General features: G+C 68.0%; 23 protein-coding genes. 13 read left to right on the top strand and 10 right to left on the bottom strand.

The window, feature by feature from the left end; all coding sequences use genetic code 11:
* Window position 1: 1 nt before the first annotated feature.
* The gene (locus ACZ5LB_RS07440; protein WP_464605549.1) at window positions 2-1,474 is read left to right on the top strand and encodes an aminotransferase-like domain-containing protein; all 1,473 of its coding nucleotides are present in this window, start codon (window positions 2-4) and stop codon (window positions 1,472-1,474) included.
* Between the two features lie 22 nt (window positions 1,475-1,496).
* Here the strand turns inward: ACZ5LB_RS07440 and ACZ5LB_RS07435 are convergent, their stop codons facing one another.
* The 3 genes from ACZ5LB_RS07435 to gatA form a co-directional block, all read right to left on the bottom strand.
* A complete protein-coding gene (locus tag ACZ5LB_RS07435; RefSeq protein WP_464605548.1) occupies window positions 1,497-2,894 on the bottom strand; it encodes a TlpA disulfide reductase family protein in 1,398 nt (465 codons plus the stop codon).
* A 375-nt stretch (window positions 2,895-3,269) separates the two neighbouring features.
* Entirely contained in the window at window positions 3,270-4,556 is a 1,287-nt protein-coding gene (locus tag ACZ5LB_RS07430) for a dihydrolipoamide acetyltransferase family protein (RefSeq protein ID WP_464605547.1), read from the bottom strand.
* 9 nt (window positions 4,557-4,565) lie between these two features.
* On the bottom strand, window positions 4,566-6,020 hold the full coding sequence (gene gatA / locus ACZ5LB_RS07425) for an Asp-tRNA(Asn)/Glu-tRNA(Gln) amidotransferase subunit GatA (protein WP_464605546.1): 1,455 nt from the start codon (window positions 6,018-6,020) through the stop codon (window positions 4,566-4,568).
* Window positions 6,021-6,250: 230 nt separating this feature from the next.
* Here gatA and ACZ5LB_RS07420 point away from each other — a divergent pair, with 230 nt between their 5' ends.
* From ACZ5LB_RS07420 to pilQ, 7 genes are all read left to right on the top strand, one after another.
* Entirely contained in the window at window positions 6,251-7,000 is a 750-nt protein-coding gene (locus ACZ5LB_RS07420; protein ID WP_464605545.1) for a DnaJ domain-containing protein, read from the top strand.
* A gap of 71 nt (window positions 7,001-7,071) precedes the next feature.
* Complete coding sequence (locus ACZ5LB_RS07415) at window positions 7,072-7,773, top strand: PP2C family protein-serine/threonine phosphatase (protein ID WP_464605544.1); 702 nt, start codon at window positions 7,072-7,074, stop codon at window positions 7,771-7,773.
* Window positions 7,774-7,846: 73 nt separating this feature from the next.
* Complete coding sequence (pilM, locus tag ACZ5LB_RS07410; protein ID WP_464605543.1) at window positions 7,847-8,929, top strand: type IV pilus assembly protein PilM; 1,083 nt, start codon at window positions 7,847-7,849, stop codon at window positions 8,927-8,929.
* Window positions 8,926-9,516: a PilN domain-containing protein gene (locus ACZ5LB_RS07405; RefSeq protein ID WP_464605542.1), complete on the top strand. Its 591-nt coding sequence runs from the start codon at window positions 8,926-8,928 to the stop codon at window positions 9,514-9,516. The genes pilM and ACZ5LB_RS07405 overlap by 4 nt, the downstream gene beginning before the upstream one ends.
* Before the next feature lie 7 nt (window positions 9,517-9,523).
* A complete protein-coding gene (locus tag ACZ5LB_RS07400) occupies window positions 9,524-10,135 on the top strand; it encodes a type IV pilus inner membrane component PilO (protein ID WP_464605541.1) in 612 nt (203 codons plus the stop codon).
* 4 nt (window positions 10,136-10,139) lie between these two features.
* Window positions 10,140-10,622 carry a hypothetical protein gene (locus ACZ5LB_RS07395; protein ID WP_464605540.1) on the top strand — a complete coding sequence of 161 codons (483 nt, stop codon included), beginning with the start codon at window positions 10,140-10,142 and terminating at the stop codon, window positions 10,620-10,622.
* Window positions 10,623-10,750: 128 nt separating this feature from the next.
* The gene (pilQ, locus tag ACZ5LB_RS07390; RefSeq protein ID WP_464605539.1) at window positions 10,751-12,811 is read left to right on the top strand and encodes a type IV pilus secretin PilQ; all 2,061 of its coding nucleotides are present in this window, start codon (window positions 10,751-10,753) and stop codon (window positions 12,809-12,811) included.
* 62 nt (window positions 12,812-12,873) lie between these two features.
* Here pilQ and ACZ5LB_RS07385 read toward each other — a convergent pair whose 3' ends face one another.
* Window positions 12,874-13,086: a hypothetical protein gene (locus tag ACZ5LB_RS07385; RefSeq protein ID WP_306601303.1), complete on the bottom strand. Its 213-nt coding sequence runs from the start codon at window positions 13,084-13,086 to the stop codon at window positions 12,874-12,876.
* Between the two features lie 40 nt (window positions 13,087-13,126).
* A complete protein-coding gene (locus ACZ5LB_RS07380) occupies window positions 13,127-13,330 on the bottom strand; it encodes a hypothetical protein (protein ID WP_464605538.1) in 204 nt (67 codons plus the stop codon).
* A 210-nt stretch (window positions 13,331-13,540) separates the two neighbouring features.
* Here ACZ5LB_RS07380 and ACZ5LB_RS07375 point away from each other — a divergent pair, with 210 nt between their 5' ends.
* The 5 genes from ACZ5LB_RS07375 to ACZ5LB_RS07355 are packed head-to-tail and all read left to right on the top strand — an operon-like array spanning window position 13,541 to window position 17,429.
* Window positions 13,541-14,419: a protein phosphatase 2C domain-containing protein gene (locus ACZ5LB_RS07375; RefSeq protein WP_464605537.1), complete on the top strand. Its 879-nt coding sequence runs from the start codon at window positions 13,541-13,543 to the stop codon at window positions 14,417-14,419.
* Window positions 14,416-15,027: a recombination-associated protein RdgC gene (rdgC, locus tag ACZ5LB_RS07370; RefSeq protein ID WP_464605536.1), complete on the top strand. Its 612-nt coding sequence runs from the start codon at window positions 14,416-14,418 to the stop codon at window positions 15,025-15,027. Before ACZ5LB_RS07375 ends, rdgC begins: the two co-directional genes overlap by 4 nt.
* A complete protein-coding gene (locus ACZ5LB_RS07365; RefSeq protein WP_464605534.1) occupies window positions 15,024-15,566 on the top strand; it encodes a hypothetical protein in 543 nt (180 codons plus the stop codon). The genes rdgC and ACZ5LB_RS07365 overlap by 4 nt, the downstream gene beginning before the upstream one ends.
* Complete coding sequence (locus ACZ5LB_RS07360; protein ID WP_464605533.1) at window positions 15,554-17,212, top strand: N-acetylmuramoyl-L-alanine amidase family protein; 1,659 nt, start codon at window positions 15,554-15,556, stop codon at window positions 17,210-17,212. Before ACZ5LB_RS07365 ends, ACZ5LB_RS07360 begins: the two co-directional genes overlap by 13 nt.
* A 1-nt stretch (window position 17,213) precedes the next feature.
* The gene (locus ACZ5LB_RS07355) at window positions 17,214-17,429 is read left to right on the top strand and encodes a hypothetical protein (RefSeq protein WP_464605532.1); all 216 of its coding nucleotides are present in this window, start codon (window positions 17,214-17,216) and stop codon (window positions 17,427-17,429) included.
* Here the strand turns inward: ACZ5LB_RS07355 and ACZ5LB_RS07350 are convergent, their stop codons facing one another.
* The 5 genes from ACZ5LB_RS07350 to fliQ form a co-directional block, all read right to left on the bottom strand.
* Window positions 17,430-19,190: a tetratricopeptide repeat protein gene (locus ACZ5LB_RS07350; RefSeq protein ID WP_464605531.1), complete on the bottom strand. Its 1,761-nt coding sequence runs from the start codon at window positions 19,188-19,190 to the stop codon at window positions 17,430-17,432.
* Window positions 19,187-19,819 carry a response regulator gene (locus tag ACZ5LB_RS07345; protein WP_464605530.1) on the bottom strand — a complete coding sequence of 211 codons (633 nt, stop codon included), beginning with the start codon at window positions 19,817-19,819 and terminating at the stop codon, window positions 19,187-19,189. The genes ACZ5LB_RS07350 and ACZ5LB_RS07345 overlap by 4 nt, the downstream gene beginning before the upstream one ends.
* Window positions 19,820-19,902: 83 nt before the next feature.
* The gene (flhB, locus tag ACZ5LB_RS07340) at window positions 19,903-20,958 is read right to left on the bottom strand and encodes a flagellar biosynthesis protein FlhB (protein ID WP_464605529.1); all 1,056 of its coding nucleotides are present in this window, start codon (window positions 20,956-20,958) and stop codon (window positions 19,903-19,905) included.
* Window positions 20,951-21,742, bottom strand: coding sequence for a flagellar biosynthetic protein FliR (locus tag ACZ5LB_RS07335; protein ID WP_464605528.1), 792 nt, complete (start codon window positions 21,740-21,742; stop codon window positions 20,951-20,953). The genes flhB and ACZ5LB_RS07335 overlap by 8 nt, the downstream gene beginning before the upstream one ends.
* Window positions 21,742-22,020, bottom strand: coding sequence for a flagellar biosynthesis protein FliQ (fliQ, locus tag ACZ5LB_RS07330; protein WP_464605527.1), 279 nt, complete (start codon window positions 22,018-22,020; stop codon window positions 21,742-21,744). The genes ACZ5LB_RS07335 and fliQ overlap by 1 nt, the downstream gene beginning before the upstream one ends.
* Window position 22,021 lies beyond the last annotated feature (1 nt).

Genomic DNA, 22,021 nt, shown 5'->3' with positions numbered 1-22,021 from the left:
CATGCGCGCGAACGAACTGAACCTCCTCCTGGATGACACGCCCGGCTTGACCCTCGTTCATCGCGTGGCCCGCACCCTTCGAAAGGCCATTCACGACGGACGCCTCCAGCCCGGCATGGCCCTGCCGGGCTCGCGGATCCTGGCGACCATGCTGGGCGTCCACCGGCAGACCATCATTCCCGCCTTCCAGGAGTTGGAGGCGGAGGGCTGGCTCGTGGCCAAGGCCTGCCACGGAACCTTCGTGGCCACGGATCTTCCCTCCTTCGACGCCGGTGGGCCGGGGACCCCGGAGGCGGAGTCCTCCCTGGGGTTCCACCTTCCCAGCTACCTGAAGCCCCTCTCCACCCTGGAGGAGGGCACCTTGCGGCTTGCGGACGGCGTGGCGGACCCGCGCCTGGCTCCCTCTGAGGGCCTGGCCCTGGCCTACCAGCGCGCCCTTCGCAGGCACGGACCGGATCTGCTCGGCGGCAAGGACGTCCTGGGCAGCCTCCTGCTGCGGCAAGCCATCGCCACCTGGACGAGTCTGCGCCTATGCACCCCGGTCAGCCCGGAACGCGTCCTGGTGACCCGGGGCAGCCGGGGAGGCCTCACCCTGCTGGCCAGTTGCCTTTTCAGGCCCGGAGACGCGGTGCTCGTGGAGAACCCCGGGAACGGGGCCGCGTGGGAGATCCTCCAGCGGGATCTGGGGCTCCGGCTCGTCCCGGTCCCCGTGGACGGGGAGGGAATGCGGGTGGACGGCCTCGAGCGCACCCTGGACCGGGAGGAAATCAAGGGCATCTACGTCACCCCGCGCTGCCAGTTCCCCACGGGCGTCCCCCTTTCGGAGGCGCGGGCCGCCCGGCTTGTGGAGTTGGCCGGCATCCGCCGCATCGCCATCATCGAGGATGATTACGATGCCGCCTTCCATTACACCCCCCAGCGTCCTTCCTCCCTCCTGGCCAGGGACCGCACCGGCCAGGTCGTCCACCTCGGCTCCATTTCGCGGCTGCTCGCGCCGGGCCTGCGCCTGGGCTACCTGATCCTGCCGGAGCAGGTCATGCCCTTCGTCGCGAGGAAGAAGGCCTCCCGCGGGGACCTGGGGGATCCGGCCTTCGAATGGGCGGTGGCCGATCTCTTCCGCGACGGCGACCTGGAAAACCACGTGCGCAAGGTTCGGCGGACCTATATGGAACGGCGCGACCACCTGGTGCGGGCCCTCGCGTCCAGGCTCGACCCCTGGCTGGAGGTGGCCGCTCCGCCTGCGGGCATGGGCCTCTGGATCCGGGTCCGCCAGCCGCTTGACGCCGAGGAGCTTGTGGCGCGGGCCCGGGCGATGGGGCTCCTCCTGGACCCGCCCTCCCGGTACTTCTTCGGCGCCCCTGAACCGGCCTTCAGGATGGGATTCACGCAGGCCAATCCGGAGGAGCTGGACCGGGCCGTCGACATCCTCGCGTCCGCGGTGAAGGCTTTGGCGGCCCGTCCGGCGCCCCGGTAGGGGGCGCCGGACGCCCACGGTCTCAGGGGTTCGGCTTCCGGATATCTTCGAGGCCCGCCATGGATTCCCGGAGGGTCGAGGGGTCGGTGCCATGCGCCTCCAGGGCGGCGAGGTACTCCTGCCTTGCCGCCCAGGCCTTCGCGGCCAGTCCCGCCTTGTGGTAGCCCAGCGCAAGGTCGTACCCGAGCATGATGCGATCGTTGGGTATCTTGATCATCGGTTCCAGGATGTCCGTGGCGCACCGGTACCAGGCGGTGTCCATTCCATCTTCCCGGATGAGGGTCCTCGCCAGCTGCGCGAGGTGGTAGCCGTCCTTTTCCGAGGCGCGCCCGCGGGCGTCCTCGAGCTCCTTCCGGGCCTTGCGGGGATCCAGGCGAAGGAGCAGGGTGAACCGCAGGGTTCGTACCTCCTCGATGTCGCCGTCCGGCGTCGCGGCCGCCTTCGTGATGTATTCAAGGGCTTTGGTGAACCAGTTCGCGCCCAGGGCGGGGTCCGCGGCGATGATGGAGGCGGCGTTGTAGTACTCCTTGAAGGTGCCGTTCTTCGTGCATGCGTCCATGTAGGCGAAGGCCTTTTCAGGCGCCGCCTCGATCAGCGCCTTCAGCCGGTAGCTCATCACCAGGGGCCGGATCTCCGGGTGATCCCGCTCGCAGGTCTCCGTGAGTTCCAGGAGCCGCTTCCAGTCCTTGGCCTCCTTGGCCGCGGAGAGCGAGGGCTGCTGGGCTGCCCAGGTTTTCATGATGGCGGCGAATTCCATCCGGGAGGCCTCATCCTTCTTGTCCGTTTCCTCCTTCGACGCCTTCGCCGGCGCGGCCTGTTCAATCCTGAAGGTCCCGTCGACCATGGCCTTCAGGGTCTTGCCCAGATCGAGGGGGTGGCCGATCCATGCGACGCGACCCTCCCGGTCCACCACGATCGTGGCGGGAATCCCGGTGATGCCCGCGGCCTCGAGCCAGGTCCGGGCCATGAACCCGTCCCGGGTGTCCCTGCAGACCGTGTAGGCCATCTGGGGACCCATGGAGCCGACGAATCGCTTGACCCACGTGTCGAGGCGGGCCTCCTTTTCTTCGGTCGCCGTGGTCGATCCGGAGTTCTCCCAGACGTTGACCCCGATGACCGTCACGGTGTCCTTGAAGGCCGCTGCGACCTTGGTCACTTCGGGAATGCTCGCCCGGCATGGGCCGCACCAGGTTGCCCAGAATTCCAGGACGTAGATCCGGCCCTTCTGGAAGGAGGTGACAGGCTGACCCTTGATCCAGAGGGCCGCCTTGATCCCAGGCGCCGGATCCCCCGGCCTGAGGGCGGAAGCCTGGGAAACCTGGCCTGAAGGACTCGCGTACGCCAACCCTGCCGCTGTCACGGCAAGGAAGGCACAAAACACGGTTCGGCGGGTCAATCGACCTGAAGGTGCCAGAAACATGGGAGCTCCGGAAGGGGTTGAGGCCTGGGAATTCAGGGCCACTCAACTATCCGGCGCTCCCATGCGGAAGATCTGGTCCAGTGGGCGGATTGGACCTTATACCACTAGGAGGCTGTCCAGGTATTCCTCGGCCCCGCGATGATGGCACCGGCCATGGCAAGACAAGGCACGCGAGGAGAGCGATTCGGGTAATCGTTCGACGAGCGTAACGCGGGATTGCCGTGGCCGCTGCCATCACCCGAAGGGCGGCGCCTGGAAGCCCGCTTCTCGTGTGCAAGCCCCTTGAAAATATGACCTATATTTCCTGCGGGTCTTGCGCTCGATAATCGGGCTTCCAGGCGCCGTCGCGGGGCCGAGTAATACCTGGACAGCCTCCTAGGCCAGCCCGAAGTCCGAGGTCTCCAGCTCCTTCTTCACGGCGGCCATGAACAGGTCCGCGGTGGAACCGTCGATGATGCGGTGATCGAAGCTGAGGGCGCTGAACATCACCTCCCGGATGGCCAGGAGGTCCTGGCCCTGGTCGTCGGTCACGACCACGGGGCGCTTCTTGACGGCGCCCATGCCCATGATGGCCACCTGGGGCTGGTTGATCACCGGCAGGCCGAAGGTGTCGCCGAAGACGCCGGGGTTCGTGATGGTGAAGGTGCCCCCGGAGATCTCGTCGGGCTTGAGCTGCTTGGAGCGGGCGCGGCCGGCCAGGTCGTTGAGCGCCAGGGCCAGGCCTCCCAGGTTGAGCTGGTCGGCGTTCTTCACCACCGGGACGATGAGGCCCCAGTCCAGGGCCACGGCGATGCCCAGGTGCACGTCCTGCTTGTAGACGATGGAATCCCCGTCGACGCTGGCGTTGACCACGGGATAGGCCCGGAGGGCCTTCACGGCGGCCATCATGGCGAAGGGCATGTAGCTCAGCCTGGTGCCGTAGGCGGCCTCGAAGGCCTGCTTGTGCCGGGCGCGCAGCCGGGACACGTTGGACATGTCGATCTCGAACACGGTGTAGACGTGGGCGCTGGTGTGCTTGGAGAGCACCATGTTGTCGCTGATGATCTTGCGCATGCGGGTCATGGGCTCCACCCGGACCCGCTCGCCCGGGGCGAAGGCCGGGACGGGCGGCGCGGGCGGCGCGGCCGGGGCGGCCTTGGCGGCCGAGGACGGGGCAGGGGCCGCGGAGGGCGCGGGCTTGGCGGCCAGGTAGGCCTCCATGTCCTGCTTGGTGACCCGGCCCATCATGCCCGAACCCGGCACGCCGGCCAGGTCCACGCCGTGGTCCTGGGCCATGCGGCGCACCAGGGGGCTGGAACGGGTACGCAGGCGGCCCTCGAGGGTGTCCTCGGCGGGGGCGGGGGCTTCGGGGGCGGCCGCGGCCTGGGCCACCGCGGCGGGCGCCTGCGCGGGGGCCTCGGCCTTGCCCGCGGCGGGCTTCTCGCCGGCGGCCCCGATGCGCGCCACCACGGTGCCCACGGGGACCGTCGCATTCACGTCCACGAGGATCTCCAGCAGGGTGCCGGCGATGGGCGCGGGGATCTCCGCGTCCACCTTGTCCGTGGAGATCTCGTAGAGGGTCTCGTCCTTGCCGATGGCTTCACCGGGCTGCCGGTGCCACTTCAGGATCGTAGCCTCGGCGATGGATTCCCCCATCTGGGGCATGACGACGTCGAATGCCATTGCGTGCTCCTAACTGTCGAGGCGGGGTGCCTCAGTGTGATGCTTGGTGATCAGCTGGTAGGCGTGGGCCAGTTCCAGCAAGGGGACATCCGAAAGGGAGGGGCCGATCAGCTGCAGGCCCACCGGCAGGCCCGCGGCGAACCCCGCCGGCATGGAAAGGGCGGGGAGGGACGCCAGCGCCGGGGTGACGGTGAGGACGTCCGACAGATACATGGAAAGGGGGTCGGCGGTCCGGGCCCCCAGCGGAAAGGCCGTGGCGGGGCTCACGGGGGTGGCCAGCACGTCCACCTTCCCGAAGGCGTCGGTGAAATCCCGGGCGATGAGGGTCCGCACCTTCTGGGCCTTCAGGTAGAAGGCCTCGTAGTAGCCCTTGGACAGGCAGAAGGCTCCGAGCAGGATGCGGCGCTTGGCCTCCATGCCCAGGCCCGCGTCCCGGGTTCCGGCCACCATGCCGTCCAGGGTGTCCGAAGGCACCCGGGCGCCGTACCGCACGCCGTCGAAGCGGGAGAGGTTGCTGGAGACCTCGGCGGTGTTGAGGAGGTAGTAGGTGTCGATGGCGTAGGGGGCGTGGGGCAGGGTGACCTCCACCAGCTCGGCGCCCTGGGCTTCCAGGTCGTGGAGCGCCGCCTCCAGGACGGTCCTGACGCCGGCGTCGACGCCTTCGCCGAACGCGTCGCGGGGCAGGCCGATCCGGAGGCCCCGGAGCGCGCGGGGCCGCAGTTCCGCCAGGCGCTCCCGCCCGGGCAGGTCGACGCTGGTGGCGTCCAGGGGGTCCGCGCCGGCCATGACGGAGAAGGCCGCCGCCAGGTCCCGGGCGGACCCGGCCACGGGCCCGACCACGTCCAGGGACGACGCCATGGCGGTGACGCCGTAGCGGCTCAGGGCGCCGTAGGTGGGCCGCAGGGCGGTCACGTTGCAGAAGCTCCCGGGCAGCCGCACGGATCCGCCCGTGTCGGTGCCCAGGGCGAAGGGGGCGTAGCCCGCGGCCACGGCGACCACGGAACCCGAGGAACTGCCCCCCGGCACGCGGGCCAGGTCCCAGGGATTGCGGGCGGGGCCCGTGGCGCAGTGCTCGCCGCTGGAGCCCATGGCGAACTCGTCCATGGCGGCCTTGGCCACCGGCACGGCCCCGGCCTCCAGGAGGCGGCGCACCACCGTGGCGTCGTAGGGGGCCCGGTAGTTCCCCTGGATGCGGGAGCCGTTGCCCACGGGGGCCCCCTTCCAGTGGAGGTTGTCCTTGAGGACCACGGGGATGCCCAGGACCGGCGTGCGCTCCCCCCGGGCCAGGCGCGCGTCGGCGGCCCGCGCCGCGGCGAGGGTCAGGGCGGCATCCCGGTGGGCGGTCGCGTTGAGCCGCGGCTCGAGGGCGGTCATGCGATCGAGGCAGCCGAGGGCAAGGAAGGTGGCGGAAAGATCCCCCGCCTCCAGCCCATCCCTAAGATCTGCCAACGAACCCGGACCCATGCCCACCTTCCGCCTCCGCTTCGAGTGTGCCACCAAACGCGATATTGAGATAGATTCTCCAAGCATCGGGGATCTGGGCCAAAGGTCTTTCCGGACCGGGAGATCCTTGGCGGGTTCCGCCGCGGGACACGATTGTCCCCTTTCTTTTTCCCAAGAGTCCTGGGTTAATATCACAGACACACAGGACACACCCCACACCCCGAGATGCTCCCGTTCGCCATGGAACTGAGATGAACCCATACGAAGTGCTGGAAATTTCGCCAGGCGCCTCGATCGAGGAGATCAAGGCGGCCTACCACCGGATGGCCAAGCAGTGGCACCCGGACCGGTTCACGGGCGAAGCGAAGGCCGATGCGGAGCGGCGCTTCCGCATGCTGGCGGAGGCCTTCGGCATGCTCAAGGACACTCCCGGCCGGGCCGCCGCCGCGCCGGCACCGGAGCCTGTGCGGGCCCAGCCCCAGGTGGCCGCACCCGCGTCCGCGCCCGCGATCCAGCTCGATGAGGGCCCGGACCGCACGGCGGTTCCCAAGACCGCGGACGAGTGGTTCAAGGATGCCCAGGGCGCGTACGACGGCCGCGCCTACGGGCGCTCCCTGGCGCTGATCCTCTACGCCCTGCGCCTGGACAACGAACGTCCCGAGTTCCACGCCCTTCACGGCAAGGTGCTGGAAGCCACCGGCGGCGACGCCCGCGGCAAGGTGAAGGCGCTGGAGACGGCCATCAAGCTCAACCCCAAGGACGTCGATTCCATGATCCTGCTGGCCCAGACGTTCCAGGGGCTGGGGATGCAGGCCAGGGCCACCCGGCTCTGGGAGACCGTGCACAACCTGGCCCCCGACCACGCGATCTTCAGGCAGCCCGGGAAGTCCACCAACCCGAAGGGCAAGGCCAAGGAACAGATGGCGAGCCTGGGCGAGCAGTGGAACGAACTCGTCGCGGAGACGCGGATCAAGCTGGAAAAGCTATTCAAAAGGGGTTGAGCATGCGGGTGGCGGCAGCGGGACGGACGGAAGTCGGGTGCGTTCGCAAGCACAATGAAGACAACTTCCTCATGGAACCTGACCTGGGCCTGTACGTGGTCGCCGATGGGCTCGGCGGGCACGCCGCCGGTGAGGTGGCCAGCCAGATCGTGGTGGAGAAGGTCGGCCAGTTCATCACCCACACGGTGGAGCGGGACAAGACGTGGCCCGTGGAGTACGACACCGCGCTGCCCTACGACGGAAACCGCCTCAAGGCGGCGCTTCTCCTGGCCGACCAGGGCATCCTCAACGACATCCGGTCCAACCCCGAGCGCGAGTCCATGGGCTCCACCGTCGTGGCCTGCCTGGTCAACGCGGACACCGTCACCCTCGTCCACGTGGGGGACAGCCGGGCCTACCTGCTGAACGGCGACGGGATCCAGCAGGTCACCCGGGACCACTCCTGGGTGGCCGAGCAGGTCGCAAACGGGATCCTGACCCCCGACGAGGCCCGGCGCCATCCCTTCCGCAACGTCATCACCCAGGCCCTGGGCAACGGAGGGGAACTGGACATTTCGGTGCGGGAGATCCAGGTCAAGGAGTTGGACCGGATCTTGCTTTGCTCCGATGGACTGTCAGGAATGGTTCAAGATGGGGAAATCTGGGAAATAGTCCAGAATGCCCCGGACATGGAAGAAGCCGCAGGGCGCTTGATTGCCAAAGCCATGGGCAATGGGGGCGAGGACAACATCACCGTCGTCATCGTCGCGTTCGACCCGGATAAAAATGTTTGATACCAACATTCGGTTGACCGGAACGATATAAAGGTTAAACTGAACCGCCTAATCAACTAAAGCGAGGCTCCAAGTGGGTCTTTTCGGTGGCAAAAAAAACCAGCTCGTGGGCCTGGACATTGGGTCCAGTTCCGTAAAGGTCTGTGAACTGCAGGTGCTAGGCAAAGGCGCGGGCCAGCGGTATCGGCTCCAGAAACTTGGCATAGCCCCGCTCCCCTTCGACGCGATCGTCGACGGGGACATCATGGACAGCAACGCGGTGGCCGCGGCCATCCGCCAGGTGCTCGCGGAGCAGAAGATCAAGGCCCGGGACGTGGCCATTTCCGTGGCGGGGCAGCAGGTGATGGTCAAGAAAGTGACCTTCCCCCTCATGAGCCCCACGGAACTGGCGGAATCGGTGCGGTGGGAGGCGGAAAGCTTCTTCCCGGCCGGCCAGGGCCTGGACGCCTACGCCCTGGACTTCGCGGTCCTGGAGGAGCGCCCCGCGGAAGGGAACATGGACGTGGTCCTGGTGGCCTGCCGAAAGGACAAGATCGAGTCCTACATCGGTTGCGTCGCCATGGCGGGCGCCCGTTCCGTCCTGGTGGACGTGGACGTGTTCGCCATCCAGAACGCCTACGAGATCAATTCACCCCCGGGAGGGCGTGACGAAGTGGTGGCCCTGGTCAACATCGGCGCCCAGTTCACGAACCTGACCATGCTTGTGGGCCGCAAGTCGCTTTTCTGGCGCGATATCGCCTGGGGCGGCCACCGGTTCACGGACAAGCTCATGGAGGACTGGGGCGTGAGCCGCGAGGCCGCGGAACTGCTCAAGGAAGGCCGGGCCGCCGAGGGCCGGACCCCCGAGGAGGTCGAGCCCTCCCTTTCCTCCGTTTCCGACGGGTTCGCCGATGAGCTCGGCCGGACCATCGACTTCTTCCGCTCCAGCTTCAAGGTGGACCGCCTCGACCGGGTCCTCCTCTGCGGCGGCAGCGCCAAGGTGGACAAACTGCCCGAGATTCTCGGGGATCGTCTGAGGGTTTCCGTGGATCGGCTGAATCCCTTCCAGCTCCTCGAAATGGATGAGCGGAGTCTGGACCCGGCCGTGGTCAATGGAGTCGGCTGCACGGCCGCTGTTGCGGTCGGATTGGCCTTGCGCCAAGTGGGGGACCGATGATCAAGATCAACCTTCTGGGAGACACGCTCGCCCAGGTGGGTGGGAAGAAGGCCGAAAAGGCCGAGGCCGTCCCGGTCTACGCCGATTCCGCGGCCACCGGGCGCCCGAGTCTTCCCATCGCAGGGGTGCTTTTCGGCCTGCTCATCGCATCGGCGGGCGGCATCTACTACGTCATGCTCAATTCGCAGATCGAGCGCGAACAGCGCACCAAGGTCGAACTCGAGGCCAAGAAGAAGGAACTCGAGAAGTACATGGAACTTGAGCGCAAGTTCAGGTCCCAGAAGGAGATGCTCCAGAAGAAAAAGGAGGTGATGATGGCGCTCAAGTCATTCCAGCACCTCCCCGTCCACTTCCTGGAGGAGCTCGCCAATGCCCTGCCGGACGACGTCTGGTTCCGGGAGATCAGCCAGAAGGGACTCAGCATCAACATCAAGGGCGAGAGCTCCAGTTTCGAGGCCGTCAACCAGTTCCGGAACCGCCTGGTGGAACAGACCAAGTGGTTCAAGAACGTCAACTACCCGGCCGCCAACAAGAACGGACGCACCGTCGAATTCACCATCTCCTGTGATTTGAAGAATTCGGCCTGAGGTAGCCATGAACTCGCAACTTCAGAAACAACTGCTGATCGGTGGCCTGGCTGGATTGATGCTGGCCATCCTCATCGTCTTCTTCCTGCAAGGCAAACGGGATGAGCTCGCGGGCCTCAAGACGGTCAACCAGGGTCTCCAGGCGGACGTCGCCAAGGGATACGCCCTCAAGGCCAACTACGAGAAGCTCAAGGCTGAGGTCGTCGAACAGGAGAAGGTGATCGACGAGCTGATCAAGATCATGCCCACCGACGCCGACCGCGGCGAGCTTCCCTACCGCGTCAAGAAACTGGCGGACACCGCGGGCATCGAGCAGGTCTCCTTCACGCTCATGGCCCCCATCGCCAAGGACTACTACACCGAGTACCCGGTGCAGTTCACCTTCCGCGCCGGCTACCACACCCTCGGACAGTTCGCCTCCCTGATCTCCGGTTACGAGAAGATCATCAACCTGAGCGAGATGGCCCTCAAGCGGGAAGCCAACCGCAGCCTGTATCCCGTCTCCGTCACCTGCAAGGTCAGCGCGTTCGTCTACAACCCGGCCCCGCCGGCGGCCCCGGCGGGCACCCCGGCTCGCAAGCCGGCCCCTGCTCCGGCCAAGAAAGAAACGGGAGACTGAGACCATGGCACGGATCGCAACCATCCTACCCGCCCTGGCGCTCGGCCTGCAGCTCTGCGCCCAGGGCACCCCACCCAAGGAAGGCCCCAAGGACCGCGCGGAATCCGTTGCGACCCCGGCCCTCTCCGCCAACCAGGGGATCAACCCCGACGACCTAATTGCCGTCCGGGCGACACCCTACCGGCCCACCCTGCAGCGGGACCCCTTCTCCGCTCCCACCGATGCGGAGCAGACCAACAAGGGGGACATGGTGGATGACATCGGCGTCAAGGGAATGGTGGTCTCCAACGGCAAGGTCCTGGCCGTGGTCACCGATGCCCGCGGGAACGTCCGTTCCCTGCCCATCGGGTACCGCTTCCGGGACGGTGAACTGGTCGGCGTCAACGACAAGGCCGTCACGTTCCACCAGTGGGATGCCAGCAGCACTAACACCAAAATCTTCCGAACCGTCGTCAAGACGTTCAAACGCGAGGAGGGTAAACGATGAATGCTCGCCTGAGTTCCTTGCTGGTCGCAGGGGGCGTGGTACTGGCGGGGATCCAATCCGGATCTCTCAACGGAGCCCTCCCTGATTCCGGCACCAACGCCGCCATCGCAACGCTTGCTGGGGCGAGCATGCAGCCCGGATCCATCCAGGTGCTCAAGCTGAGCATCCCGGGATTCGCCGGCGTCCCCCGCCTCCAGGTGCTCCCCAATCCGGCCCGGGTCGTCGTGGACCTGCCCGGGGTCAACCGCGGGGACAAGGTCACCCGGAAGGACATGCAGGCCCTGGTGTGCCCCCAGATCCTCCGCTCCCGCCTGGCGCAGTTCGCCACGGCGCCGCAGCCCGTCACCCGCATCGTCCTGGAGGTGACGCCCGGAACCCAGGCCACCGTGACCAGCGACGGAACCGGCGTGAGCATCGCCCTCGACGCCGGCCAGGGAGCCATCCACGCCCACCTGGGAGCCCAGGACGCCGCGGCGCCGGCCCCCGTGGCGCCGGTCCCCATGGAAACCGAGGCCGTGGCCGCGAGCAAGGCCACGCTGCCCCAGACGCCCGCCCTGCCTGAGCGCGCGGCCTTCGCCGTGCCCCAGCCCGCCGCGCCGTCCACCTCCGCCGTTCCGACCGTGGAACGCGCCGGGTACGTGGTGACCGAGGACGCGCCGGCCCCCGTGGCCGTCAAGGACGAGGCACCCAAGGTGGCCGCCGCCCCGGCCCCCTTTGTCATCAAGGAGGAGGCCCCCAAGGTCGCCGCCCGGCCCGAGCCCCTCGTGCCCGTCCCGGCCGTGGGCGCGCCCTTCCAGGCCCTGCCGTCCCTGGCGGTGCAGTCGGTGCTTCCCACCGCCCTGGCCCAGGAGAAGCCCGCCCCGCGCCGGGAGGAATCCCGCAGCGGCCGCACCCTCGGCGACGTCACGGGCCGCTACACCGGCGCCCGCATGACCATCGACGTGGTGGGCACGGACCTCACCAGCTTCCTGCGCATCATCGCCGACACGGCGCACCTGAACCTCATCGTCGACCAGGACGTGACCGGCATCTACACGTTCAAGTTCACCGACACCCCCTGGGACCAGGTCCTGGACGTGATCCTCAAGCACGCCGGGCTGGGCAAGGAAGTGAGCAACGGCATCATCCGCGTCGCCAAGATCGAGAAGCTCCAGAAGGAGGAGGAGGATCGCAAGCGCCTCGACGACGCCAAGGCCCTGGCCGGCGACGTGCAGAGCATCACGCGGCCCCTGTCCTTCGCCAAGGCGATGGAATCCAAGGGCATCCTCGACAAGATGCTCACCAAGCGCGGCAACATCATCGTGGACGAGCGCACCAACACCCTCATCATCACGGACCTGCCCCGGAACCTCCCCATCCTGGACGATCTCATCGCCCAGCTGGACGTGCAGATCCAGCAGGTGCAGATCGAGGCCCGGGTGGTGGAAGCCTCCAAGAACTGGGAGAAGGACTTCGGCGTCAAGTGGCCCACGTCCAACACCGGCAGCGCCGCCCTCACCACCGGAACCGGCACCGCCGCCCCCTGGGGCACCACGAACGGGTCGTCCTGGAACAGCATCAACAACCTGGCCACCACGGGCAACGCGGCCACGGTCGCCTTCTCCCCCGGAGCCACGGGCGTCACCGACATCGCCAGCCCCGCGGGTGAATTCTGGGTCTCCTTCCTCAGCAACCGCATGAGCGTGAACGTGATCCTCCAGGCCCTGGAAAAGCAGGGCGTGGTCAAGATCGTCTCCTCGCCCAAGGTGGTCACCCAGAACAACAAGAAGGCCCGGATCCTGTCCGGCGCGAAGATCCCCTATCCCGCCCAGCAGACCGGTGTCGCCGGCGGCGCCATCGCCGTGCAGTTCGCGGACGCCAACCTGGAACTGGAAGTCACGCCCCAGATCACCAACGACGGCACCATCCTCATGGACATCAAGGTGGAGAAGGCCGACGCGGACTTCGGGCAGCTCGTGGGCACCACGCCCACCATCACCCGCAAGGCCGTGGAGACCCAGGTGCTCGTGAAGGACGGCGGCACGGCCATCATGGGCGGCGTCTACAAGAACAACAACACCCAGCAGTCCACGGGCGTCCCCTTCCTCAAGGATCTGCCCCTCATCGGCTTCCTGTTCCGCAACAAGATCAACAAGGACAGCAACGACGAGCTGCTGATCTTCATCACCCCCCGCATCCTCAAGAACTAGCCGCGGGAGTGGCACAAGGAAAGGGGCCCGCGAGGGCCCCTTTCCTTTGTGCCGGCCCCGGCCTACTTGCCGATGGGGAGGGTGCGCACGAGCCGCTTGCAGGTGTTGCAGAGGATCGTGTAGGTGTCGGGCTGTTCGAAATGGTACTTGAAGCCGGGCCCTTCCATGGGGGCCTGGTCGACCTTTTCCAGGCGGCCGAAGTGGTATTCGGCGATGCGAACGCTCTGGGGGACGGTGAGATCGGCGCCGCAGTTGGGGCAGGAGATGGCAGCCATGCTTGCTCCTCGAGGGATGGTGATGGGAAGGACGGAAATTCTACCTGATCAAAAGGTACCAGATGCCGTAGCCCGCGAGGCCCAGAAAAAGCAGGCCCGCGACGACCCGGAGGATGACTTTACCGATTCTATAGGCAATCCACAGCACCAGGAGCAGCAGGATCACCGCGATGGCCGTCTGGGCCGGGGTCAGGGGGGGCAGGGGCTGGGGGGGGTGCGCGGTGTGCGGGGCGTAGAGAATCACGGGTTGGCTCCTTGATATCTGATTCGCTCATGATGGCCGGGCAGGGGATATGATGGGGGTTCCTGGTACCATGGAATCCTATCCGCACCGGTTCTGTGCCCCGGATGTGACCCTTTCGTCGTCTGCAGGAACATCCCCTTCATGCTCATCGATTATGCTGCCATCACCCACGTAGGCCGGGTGCGGAAAAACAATGAAGATGCCTATCTGGTGAGCGCGCTGGATGGGGATGAGCCTCTGGTGAACGGGCTGGGGCCCATGCCCAACACCTGCCACGCCGGAATCCTGGCCGCGGTGGCCGACGGCATGGGCGGAGCGGCCTCGGGCGAGATCGCCAGCCGCGAGGGCCTGGCTTCGGTGGCGGTGAACCTCTTCGGGCACTGGGGGCGGTTCCCGGCCCATCTGGCCAACGAGGCGGGCCTCCTGAAGGCCCTCAAGCACGCGGTGGAGGGCGCCTCCAGCGCCGTCCTGCGCTACGCGGACGCGGAACGCTCCAGCCGGGGCATGGGCTCCACCCTTACGGCCGCCGTCATCTGGAAGGGCCACGCCTACGTGGCCCAGGTGGGCGACAGCCGGGCCTACGTCTTCCGCAAGCCCAACCTGGTGCAGGTCACCGAGGACCAGACCCTGGTGCGGGAGATGATCAGCAACGGCAGCATCACCGCCGAGGAAGCCAAGACCCACCCCCAGCGCAGCATGATCACCCAGGCCCTCGGCGCGCCGGTGCCCATCCGGGCCGTGCTGAGCCGCGTGGCGCTCCGGCGGGGGGACCGGCTCCTGCTCTGTTCCGACGGCCTCCACGGCGAGGTTCCGGACGAGGACATGGCCCGCATGCTGTCCCGGGGGGACCCGGCCAGCAGGACGCTGGAGGCCATGGCCCAGGAAGCCCTGGCCCGGGGCGGGCGGGACAACCTCACGGGCCTCCTGCTGACCCTGGACGACCCCGGCCTGGCCATGCCCGACCTCCACGAGCCCGTGCGCATCGTGGATCTCCAACTTGCGCCGGATCCGCTGCTGGCCAACGAGGACACGAACCCCAACCAGCCCATCATCAATCGTCTCGGCCGTCTATTGCGAGGAAACCCATGAGCCTGATCCAAGGAACCCTTTCCCTGCGACGTTTCCTGGTCCTGGGCCCCGTTCCCTCCGAGCAGGAGCTGATCGAGGGTCTCCGCGAACACTGCTTCCGCCCCTTCGAGGACGGCCTGGAGGAGGAACGCATGGGGTGGTGCGACTGGCGCAACCTGCTCATCGTGCCCCCGGACCGGGACTGGGTGGTGCAGGAGCGCTTCGCGGTCTTCGGCCTGCGCATCGACTCCCGCAAGGTGCCCGGCGCCCTCCTGAAGGCCCAGGTGGACCTTCGGCTGCAGACCCTGCAGAAGGAGAAGGACCTGGCCTTCGTGGGCCGGGAGGCCCGCACCTCGCTGGCCGAGGAGGTGAAGGTGGAGCTGCTGCTCAAGGTGCTGCCCACGCCCAAGGTGGCCGAGGTGGCCTGGGACCTCAAGGGCGGAATGCTCTGGACCACCGCCTCCTCCTCCAAGACCCAGTCCGCGCTTTTCGAGCTCTTCATCAAGTCCTTCGGCCTGGAGCTGCAGCCCCTGGCGCCCCTGCTTCTGGCCGGGCGCATCCTGCCCCAGGTGTCTGTCGATTCCCTCATGGCCCTCGATCCCCTCGACCTCACGCTGGAGCACGCATGAAACCCATGGAACTCATTGAACAGGGCCGGTTCCTCGGCGAGGAGTTCCTGCTCTGGCTCTGGATGCGCGGCCTCAAGGACGGCGGCGTCAGCGGGCTGGACGGGGACCAATCCGCCTGCTTCGTGGATGACGCCGTGCAGCTCGTCACCGAGAGCGGCGACGTGAAGGAACTCAGCCTGCGCAAGGGCAACCCCGCCGAGAGCCGCGAGGCCTTCGAGGCGCTCTCCCGGGGCATGCGCCCGGCCAAGGCCAAGGTGCGGCTCCTTTCCGGCGACATGGAGTGGACGTTCACCCTGGGCGCCGCGGGCCTGGAGATCAGCACCATGAAGCTGCCCCCCACCCAGGCCAAGGATCCCCAGGGCCGCATCGCGGACCGGCTCTTCCTGCTCGAGGAGGGCACCTCCCACCTGGAGCGGCGCTTCCAGGCGTTCCTGGAGGCCCGGGCGCAGGATCCCGAGGAGATGGCCGAGTCCATGCGCGAATGGATCCGCGGGTCCCTGGCCGGCATCGCGGGCGAAGACGTGCCATGGGAGGGCTGAGGGCGCTGGCCTTCGCGGCCCTGGCCGGCATCGTGGCCCAGGCCGCGCCGGCCACCGCGGAGGTGAAGGCCCGGCTCCCCAAGGGCGGCTCGGCCCGCATCCGCCTCGCCTTCCGCCAGGGGGTCCAGGTGGAGGCCTCGCGCCTGCCCCGGAAGTTCCTGGCCGAGCGCGCCGGACCCTGGGCCGCCTTCGGCGACCTCACGCCCGAGGGCCGTCTCTGGGCCCTCCACGGCCTTTTCCCCGAGGACCGATGGACCGCCTCGGAGGTGCGCCACAAGGTGCGCTGGCCCGAGCTGGAATCCGTGTGGCTCATGTCCGCGCTCTTCGTGGGCCACGGCCAGCACTACGACAAGCTCCAGGCCGCCAATCCCGGACGGCCCGAAAAGCTGAGGCTGGGCGACGTGTGGGTGATTCCCCGCACGCTGCTGGCCAAGGAACTGGGGGGCAGGGGCCAGGCCAAGGTGGACCGGAGCCAGCCCGAGGACGGCCTGGACGACGAGGCCCGGGTGGCCGCGTTCCGCGCCCTCCTGACCTTCGGGGAGGACCGCCAGGGCAAGTACGCCGCCTACCACCTGCGCAAGGGCGAGGCGCTGTACACGGCCGTGGTGATGCGCTACACCGACCAGGTGGACCCCAAGGGCGTGAACGACCTGGCCCTGGCCATCGCGCGGCGCAGCGGCATCGACGAGGTGCGGGCCATCCAGCCCGGCCAGGTCATCAAGATCCCCCTGGAGCTCCTGGCCGATCCCTTCCAGGCCGAGGGTTCCGTGGGCCTGGCCGAGGAGCGCGAGGTGCGCGCCGAGGTGAGGCGCACCACCGTGGCGGAGGCCGGGCCGCGGCTCAAGGGCATCCGCATCGTCCTGGACGCCGGCCACGGCGGGGTGGACAAGGGCGCCGCCGCCAACGGGGCCTGGGAATCCGATTTCGTCTACGACATCGCCATGCGCGTACGCCGGCTCCTGGAGCAGGACACCGAGGCGGTGGTGTCCAGCACCATCCGCTACCCCAGCATCGGCTTCAAGGTGCGCGAGAGCATCACCCGGCCCACGCACGACGCCGAGATCCTCACCACGCCGCCCTTCGCCAACGACGGCGAGAGCCCCAACGCCGTGAGCGTGCACCTGCGCTGGGTGCTGGCCAACGACCTCTTCGCCAGCTTCGCCCGGTCCGGCGACGCGCGCAAGACGCTCTTCATCAGCTTCCACGCGGACAGCCTGCACCCCTCGGCCCGGGGCACCATGGTCTACGTGCCCGGGGCGTCGGGCGTCCCCTCCAGCTTCGCCCTGGGCGACCGCCGCGCGGCGCGGGTGCGGGAGATGAAGACCGGGGCCCGGGTGGCCTTCTCCGCCCGGGAGCGGCTCCAGACCGAGGCGCGCAGCCGCCTCTTCGCGGAGGCCCTCCTGAAGGCCCTGGGCGCGGACGAACTCCCCGTGCACGCCAACCGCCCCATACGCAACGTCATCCAGCGCTCCGGCAAGAGCTACGTTCCCGCGGTCATCCGCTACAACGCCGCGGCCACCAAGGTGCTCGTGGAGGTGGCCAACCTCACCAACGAGGACGACGTGGTCAACCTGAAGGATCCCGCCTTCCGGGAACGCTACGCCCAGGCGGTGGTGGGCGCCCTGATGGCCTTCTACCGGAGCTGACATGAGGGTCTTCGCACGGATCAACGCCATCGGGTGGGCGCACCTCTGGAAGACCCTGGAAGCCTTCGAGGACGGCGAGGCGTCGGTGCATTTCTTCAATTCGAGGATCGACCCCCGGTGGATGGGCCTGGCGCTCACCCCGGATCAGCGCGCCCGCCTGGAGGCGGGCGAACTGGTGGAGATCGAAGATCCCGGGTACCTGGACGACGAGGGGTGATCAGAGCCCCAGGCGCTTTTCCAGGGAGGTGCGCTCGTTCTTGAAGGCGGCCACCTCCCGGGCCTCCTTCAGGGTCGTGAGGGCCACGTCCTGCTGGCCCAGGCGGGCCTGGCAGGTGGCGCGCATGAGGGCGACCCAGCCCCGGTTGGCCTCGGTGGGCTTGGCGGGGTACAGGGCCAGGGCGGCCCGCCATTCGCCGGCACGGGCCCGGTGGTCGGCGGCCAGGAGCACCAGGGGCTCACGGTCAGCGGGTTTCTCGGTGGCCCTGGCCAGCCAGGACTCGATGTCCTTGGCGCGGGCCTCGGCCTTCTCCCCCTCCTCCAGGGGCCGGCACAGGTAGACCAGGAGGGCCTGGATGCGCTCGGGGCCGGGACGGGCCTTGAGGAGGGCGGGGCGGGCCTCCTTCCATTGGCGCAGGGACACGGCGGCCCGGGCGCGCAGGAGGCTCTCCCGCGGGCCCTGGGCCTTGGGGGGCAGCAGGGCCAGGGTGGCCTCGGGGTCGGTGCCGGGGCCCAGGCCCTCCAGGGCGGCCTTGGCCAGGGCGGGCTGCTCCTTGGCGGGGACGGCGCGGGCCAGGGCGCGGGAGGCCTCGGGCAGGCCCTTGGCGGCCAGGGCCCGGGACAGTTCGATGCGCTGGGCCGGGGTGAGGGAGAGGATGCTCTCGGCGTCCAGGATGGGCAGCAGGTGCTGGGGTTCCTTTTTCGCCAGGCATTCCTGGACGAAGCCCCTCACGGCCGCGGCCCGCAGGTCGGCCACGGGCTTGGCTTCGCCCGGGAGGGGCTTGGCGGCCCGGAACTGGCCCACCGTGTCCAGGGCGGCCTGCCAGTGGCCCTGCTTCACGGCGATGCGCAGGTTGATCATGAGGGCCTTGCGGGTGGCGTCCTCCCGGCCTCCGGTCTTCTTCACCCGGGCCAGGAGGGCCTGGGCGTCGGGGTAGCCCTCGGCGTCCTTGGGGGGCAGGGAGCCGTCCGACAGGAGGGTGGCCAGGGCCATGCGGGCCTCGTCGGCCTCGGGGGCGTTGGGCTTGTCCTCGATGAGCTTCTGGAAGGCCTTGGCGGCGTTGCGGGAATCGCCCGTGGTGCCCAGGAGCTTGCCCCAGGCCAGGTTCACCCGGGCGAGGTAGGCGCCGCGGGGGTAGAGCTTGCGGTAGTCGGCCAGCACGCTCTCGGCTTCGGAGCGCTTCTCCCCGGCGCACAGGGCCTCCATGATGCCCACCAGGCCCTTCTCGGAGGGCTTGGCCGTGCCCAGGGGCTTGAGGGAGCGCACCGTGTCCAGGCCCTCCGCGGCCCGGCCCTGGTCCGCGAGGCACCACAGGTACATCTCCTGGCACCGCCGCAGGGTCTCGGCCGGGAGGTCGGCGCCCAGGGCCTTGTTGAGGCGGGACTCAGCCTCCTTGGGGCGGCCGCGGTCCAGGGCGGCCTGGGCCATGGCGGGCTGGGCCTCGGGCAGGTAGGAGGAATTGGGCCAGGTGGTCTCGAGCTTGTGGAAGGAGACGGCCGCACGAGCGGTATCCCCCATGCGGTCCTGGAGGAAGCCCTGGGCGAACAGGACCGTCTCCCGCTCCTTGGCGTAGGTGCTCTTGAAGTGGTAGCCGGCGAGCTGGTTCAGCACCTTCCGCTGGAATTTCTCGTCGTTGGAGGCCATGGCCTGGCGCGCCAGGGTCTCGGCCTGTTCGTCGGTCATGCGCCCGGTGGGCGCCTTGGGTTCCGCCGCGCCCGCGGTGAGGGCCACCACCAGGAGGGCGGCGGTGAGCGCTCTCACGGTTTCCACCCCGCGAGGAGGGCCTTGCGGGCCGAATCGAAGCGCTCCTGGTCCAGGATGCCCCGGGCCCGCAGGTCCTTGAGGAGCTGGAGGCTCCCGGCCTCGGGGGTGCGCGGGTCCATGCGCTGGGCCAGCATCTCCATGCGGCCCTGGATGGCCTCCAGCCTGCCGATGCGGTCCTCCAGCTCCCGCACCCGGGCCTTGAGGTCGTCCCGTTCCCGGATGAGCTGGGCCCGCTCGACGATGCGGCGCAGGGTCTGGCGGAAGGCCTCGAGTTGGAGGGGCTTGTTGACGAGGCCGTAGGCGCCCTTGTCCATGGCCTCCGTGGCTTCCCGCACGGTGCCGTAGCCGCTGAGCACCAGGACGGTGCAGCTGGGGTTCCGGGCCAGGGCGGCCTTGAGCACGTCCATGCCGGTCTTGCCGGGCATGACCAGATCGGTGAGCACCAGGTCGTACGGGGGATGGGCTTCCTTCAGCCGCTCGTCTGCCTCTTCGCCGGACGAGGCGGGGGTCACGGTAAAGCCTTCGGCCGCCAGGAGCTCCTGCAGGGTCTCCAGGAGGATGAGGTCGTCATCCACCAGGAGGAGGCGCTGGGGTGGGAAATGGGAAGGGACGATGGGAGGGGGCAAGGGGGATCACCGAAGGTATATCTATTGTTTCGGATGGGGACCCCGCCGACCCAAGTTTTTTTTTACCACCATCGATCAAGCCTTCATGCGGCGCCCTTGAGGCGGTACACATAGGCGAGCACCTGGGCCACGGCCTGGTAGAGTTCCCCCGGGATGGGCTTGTCCAGGTCCACGTTGTGGTAGATGGCCCGGGCCAGGGGCGGGTTCTCCACGATGGGCACCCCGGATTCCTTGGCCCGCTCCCGGATCTTCAGGGCCAGGTGGTCCACGCCCTTGGCCACGAGGATGGGGGCGGCGGTGGTGGGGTCGTAGCGCAGGGCCACGGCGAAATGGGTGGGGTTGGTGATGACCACCGAAGCCTTGGGCACCTTGGACATGATCCGGCGCATGGCCGCCGCGAAGATCAGGGACTTCTGCTTGCCCTTGATCTCCGGGTTGCCTTCCGCGTCCTTGGCCTCGTCCTTCACCTCCTGCTTGGTCATCTTCATGCCTTCCTCGTGCTGGTGGCGCTGGTACAGGAAGTCCCCGGCGGCCAGGGCGATCATCACGAGCATGATGTCGCGGTAGAGCAGGAAGATGGTTTCGCGGAAGTACTCCAGCGCCTGGGCCATGGGGTAGTTCATGGTGGCCAGGATGGCCGGGATGCGCGGCATCACCACCAGGTAGGCCACCCAGGCCACGATGAGGAACTTCAGGACGCTCTTGAGGAGGTTGGCCACCGACTGGGGGGAGAACAGTTTCTTGAAGCCCGAGGCGGGGTTGAGCTTGCCGAACTTGGGGACCAGAAGCTTCATGTGCAGGCTGAAGCCGTGCTGCACGAACTGGTTGGCCAGGGCCAGGACGAAGTTCGCCAGCAGGAAGGGCCCCAGGATCTTCCCGACCATCTGGAGCAGGGTGATCCCCAGGGATTGGAGGTTGTTCTCCACCAGCAGCCCCGCCTGTCCAGATTGGCGCAGGATGAAGGTCATGGAAGCGGCGAGGCCGCCCACGGTGGCCGCACCCAGGGACATGAAGAGGAAGAAGTTGGCCCACAGCATGACCGTGGCGTCCAGGTCGGCCACCCGGAGGATCGAGCCTTCCTCCTTGGCCTTCTGCCTTCGTTTGGGTGTGGCCTTCTCGGTCCTCGAGGGATCAGCCATGGCTCACCAGCAGCCGCAGGGCCTCCCGGGGCGCGGCCTCCAGGAGGGGCCCGATCCAGGGGGAGAACTCGCGCAGGATGATCCCCAGCAGCACCAGGCCGATGGCGATCTTCAGGGGGAAGGTGAGGGTGATCAGGTGGAGCTGGGGCATGAACTTGCCGGCGATGCCCGCGATGAAGTCGACGATGAAGAGCGCGAAGAGCACCGGGAAGGCCAGCTGGAATCCCTTGACCAGGATCTGGCCCATCTTGACCACCACCAGCTGGGGGTTGACGGAGAGGGTGCCGCCCAGGGGCAGGATGCGGTAGCTCTCCACCAGGGCCCGGATCATCTGGTGGTGAAGGCCCGAGACGAGGATGAGGAGCATGGCCACCTGGTTGAGGAGCGACCCGGACACGGCCACGGGGTGGGCGCTCACGGGGTCCAGGAACTGCACGAAGGAGAACCCCATCTGGGTGTCCATGAGCTGGCCGGCGAAGGAGACCATGTCCACGATCCAGCTCACGGCCAGGCCCATGAGGAGCCCCGCGGCCAGCTCGGTGAACATCAGGCCCGTGAGGTCCCACATGGTTTCCACCGGCGCGGTGGGGGTGCCCGCCAGGGGCGCGACGACCGCGGCCAGGAGCACCGCCAGGGCCACGCGGGCCTGGAGGACCACCCGCGCCTGCCCGAAGCCCGGCATGGTGGCCAGCAGCCCGGTGAGGCGCACCAGGGTGAGCATGAACACGAGCGCCTTGGCCTGGGTGAAGACCCAGAGGGCGGGGTTCCCCAGGACGCTCGGCATCAGTTGAGTGCCTTGATGACGCCGTTCCACTCGGTGAACATGCGGGTGGTGAACTGGAGCAGGAGCCGCATCATCCAGGGGAAGCACAGCACCACCGTGGCCATGACGGCCACGACCTTGGGCACGAAGGCCACGGTCTGGTCCTGGAGGCTGGTGACCACCTGGAAGACCGAGATGGAGAGCCCCACGATCATGGAGACGACCAGGGCGGGCCCGGCCACGTAGAGGGCCGTCCTGAGGGCGTCCCTGGCGATGTCGACGATGACGATTTCGTTCATG

The sequence above is a fragment of the Mesoterricola sp. MK458 genome (assembly GCF_055384935.1).
This window is presented reverse-complemented; position numbering and strand designations above follow the sequence as displayed.

What these genes read in the sequence shown, in the direction of transcription:
- ACZ5LB_RS07440 (WP_464605549.1), top strand. Translation starts at nt 2, where the DNA reads ATGCGCGCGAACGAACTGAACCTCCTCCTGGATGACACGCCCGGCTTG.
- ACZ5LB_RS07435 (WP_464605548.1), bottom strand. Translation starts at nt 2,894, where the DNA reads ATGTTTCTGGCACCTTCAGGTCGATTGACCCGCCGAACCGTGTTTTGT.
- ACZ5LB_RS07430 (WP_464605547.1), bottom strand. Translation starts at nt 4,556, where the DNA reads ATGGCATTCGACGTCGTCATGCCCCAGATGGGGGAATCCATCGCCGAG.
- gatA (WP_464605546.1), bottom strand. Translation starts at nt 6,020, where the DNA reads ATGGGTCCGGGTTCGTTGGCAGATCTTAGGGATGGGCTGGAGGCGGGG.
- ACZ5LB_RS07420 (WP_464605545.1), top strand. Translation starts at nt 6,251, where the DNA reads ATGAACCCATACGAAGTGCTGGAAATTTCGCCAGGCGCCTCGATCGAG.
- ACZ5LB_RS07415 (WP_464605544.1), top strand. Translation starts at nt 7,072, where the DNA reads ATGGAACCTGACCTGGGCCTGTACGTGGTCGCCGATGGGCTCGGCGGG.
- ACZ5LB_RS07405 (WP_464605542.1), top strand. Translation starts at nt 8,926, where the DNA reads ATGATCAAGATCAACCTTCTGGGAGACACGCTCGCCCAGGTGGGTGGG.
- ACZ5LB_RS07400 (WP_464605541.1), top strand. Translation starts at nt 9,524, where the DNA reads ATGAACTCGCAACTTCAGAAACAACTGCTGATCGGTGGCCTGGCTGGA.
- ACZ5LB_RS07395 (WP_464605540.1), top strand. Translation starts at nt 10,140, where the DNA reads ATGGCACGGATCGCAACCATCCTACCCGCCCTGGCGCTCGGCCTGCAG.
- pilQ (WP_464605539.1), top strand. Translation starts at nt 10,751, where the DNA reads ATGCAGCCCGGATCCATCCAGGTGCTCAAGCTGAGCATCCCGGGATTC.
- ACZ5LB_RS07385 (WP_306601303.1), bottom strand. Translation starts at nt 13,086, where the DNA reads ATGGCTGCCATCTCCTGCCCCAACTGCGGCGCCGATCTCACCGTCCCC.
- rdgC (WP_464605536.1), top strand. Translation starts at nt 14,416, where the DNA reads ATGAGCCTGATCCAAGGAACCCTTTCCCTGCGACGTTTCCTGGTCCTG.
- ACZ5LB_RS07365 (WP_464605534.1), top strand. Translation starts at nt 15,024, where the DNA reads ATGAAACCCATGGAACTCATTGAACAGGGCCGGTTCCTCGGCGAGGAG.
- ACZ5LB_RS07360 (WP_464605533.1), top strand. Translation starts at nt 15,554, where the DNA reads ATGGGAGGGCTGAGGGCGCTGGCCTTCGCGGCCCTGGCCGGCATCGTG.
- ACZ5LB_RS07355 (WP_464605532.1), top strand. Translation starts at nt 17,214, where the DNA reads ATGAGGGTCTTCGCACGGATCAACGCCATCGGGTGGGCGCACCTCTGG.
- flhB (WP_464605529.1), bottom strand. Translation starts at nt 20,958, where the DNA reads ATGGCTGATCCCTCGAGGACCGAGAAGGCCACACCCAAACGAAGGCAG.
- ACZ5LB_RS07335 (WP_464605528.1), bottom strand. Translation starts at nt 21,742, where the DNA reads ATGCCGAGCGTCCTGGGGAACCCCGCCCTCTGGGTCTTCACCCAGGCC.
- fliQ (WP_464605527.1), bottom strand. Translation starts at nt 22,020, where the DNA reads ATGAACGAAATCGTCATCGTCGACATCGCCAGGGACGCCCTCAGGACG.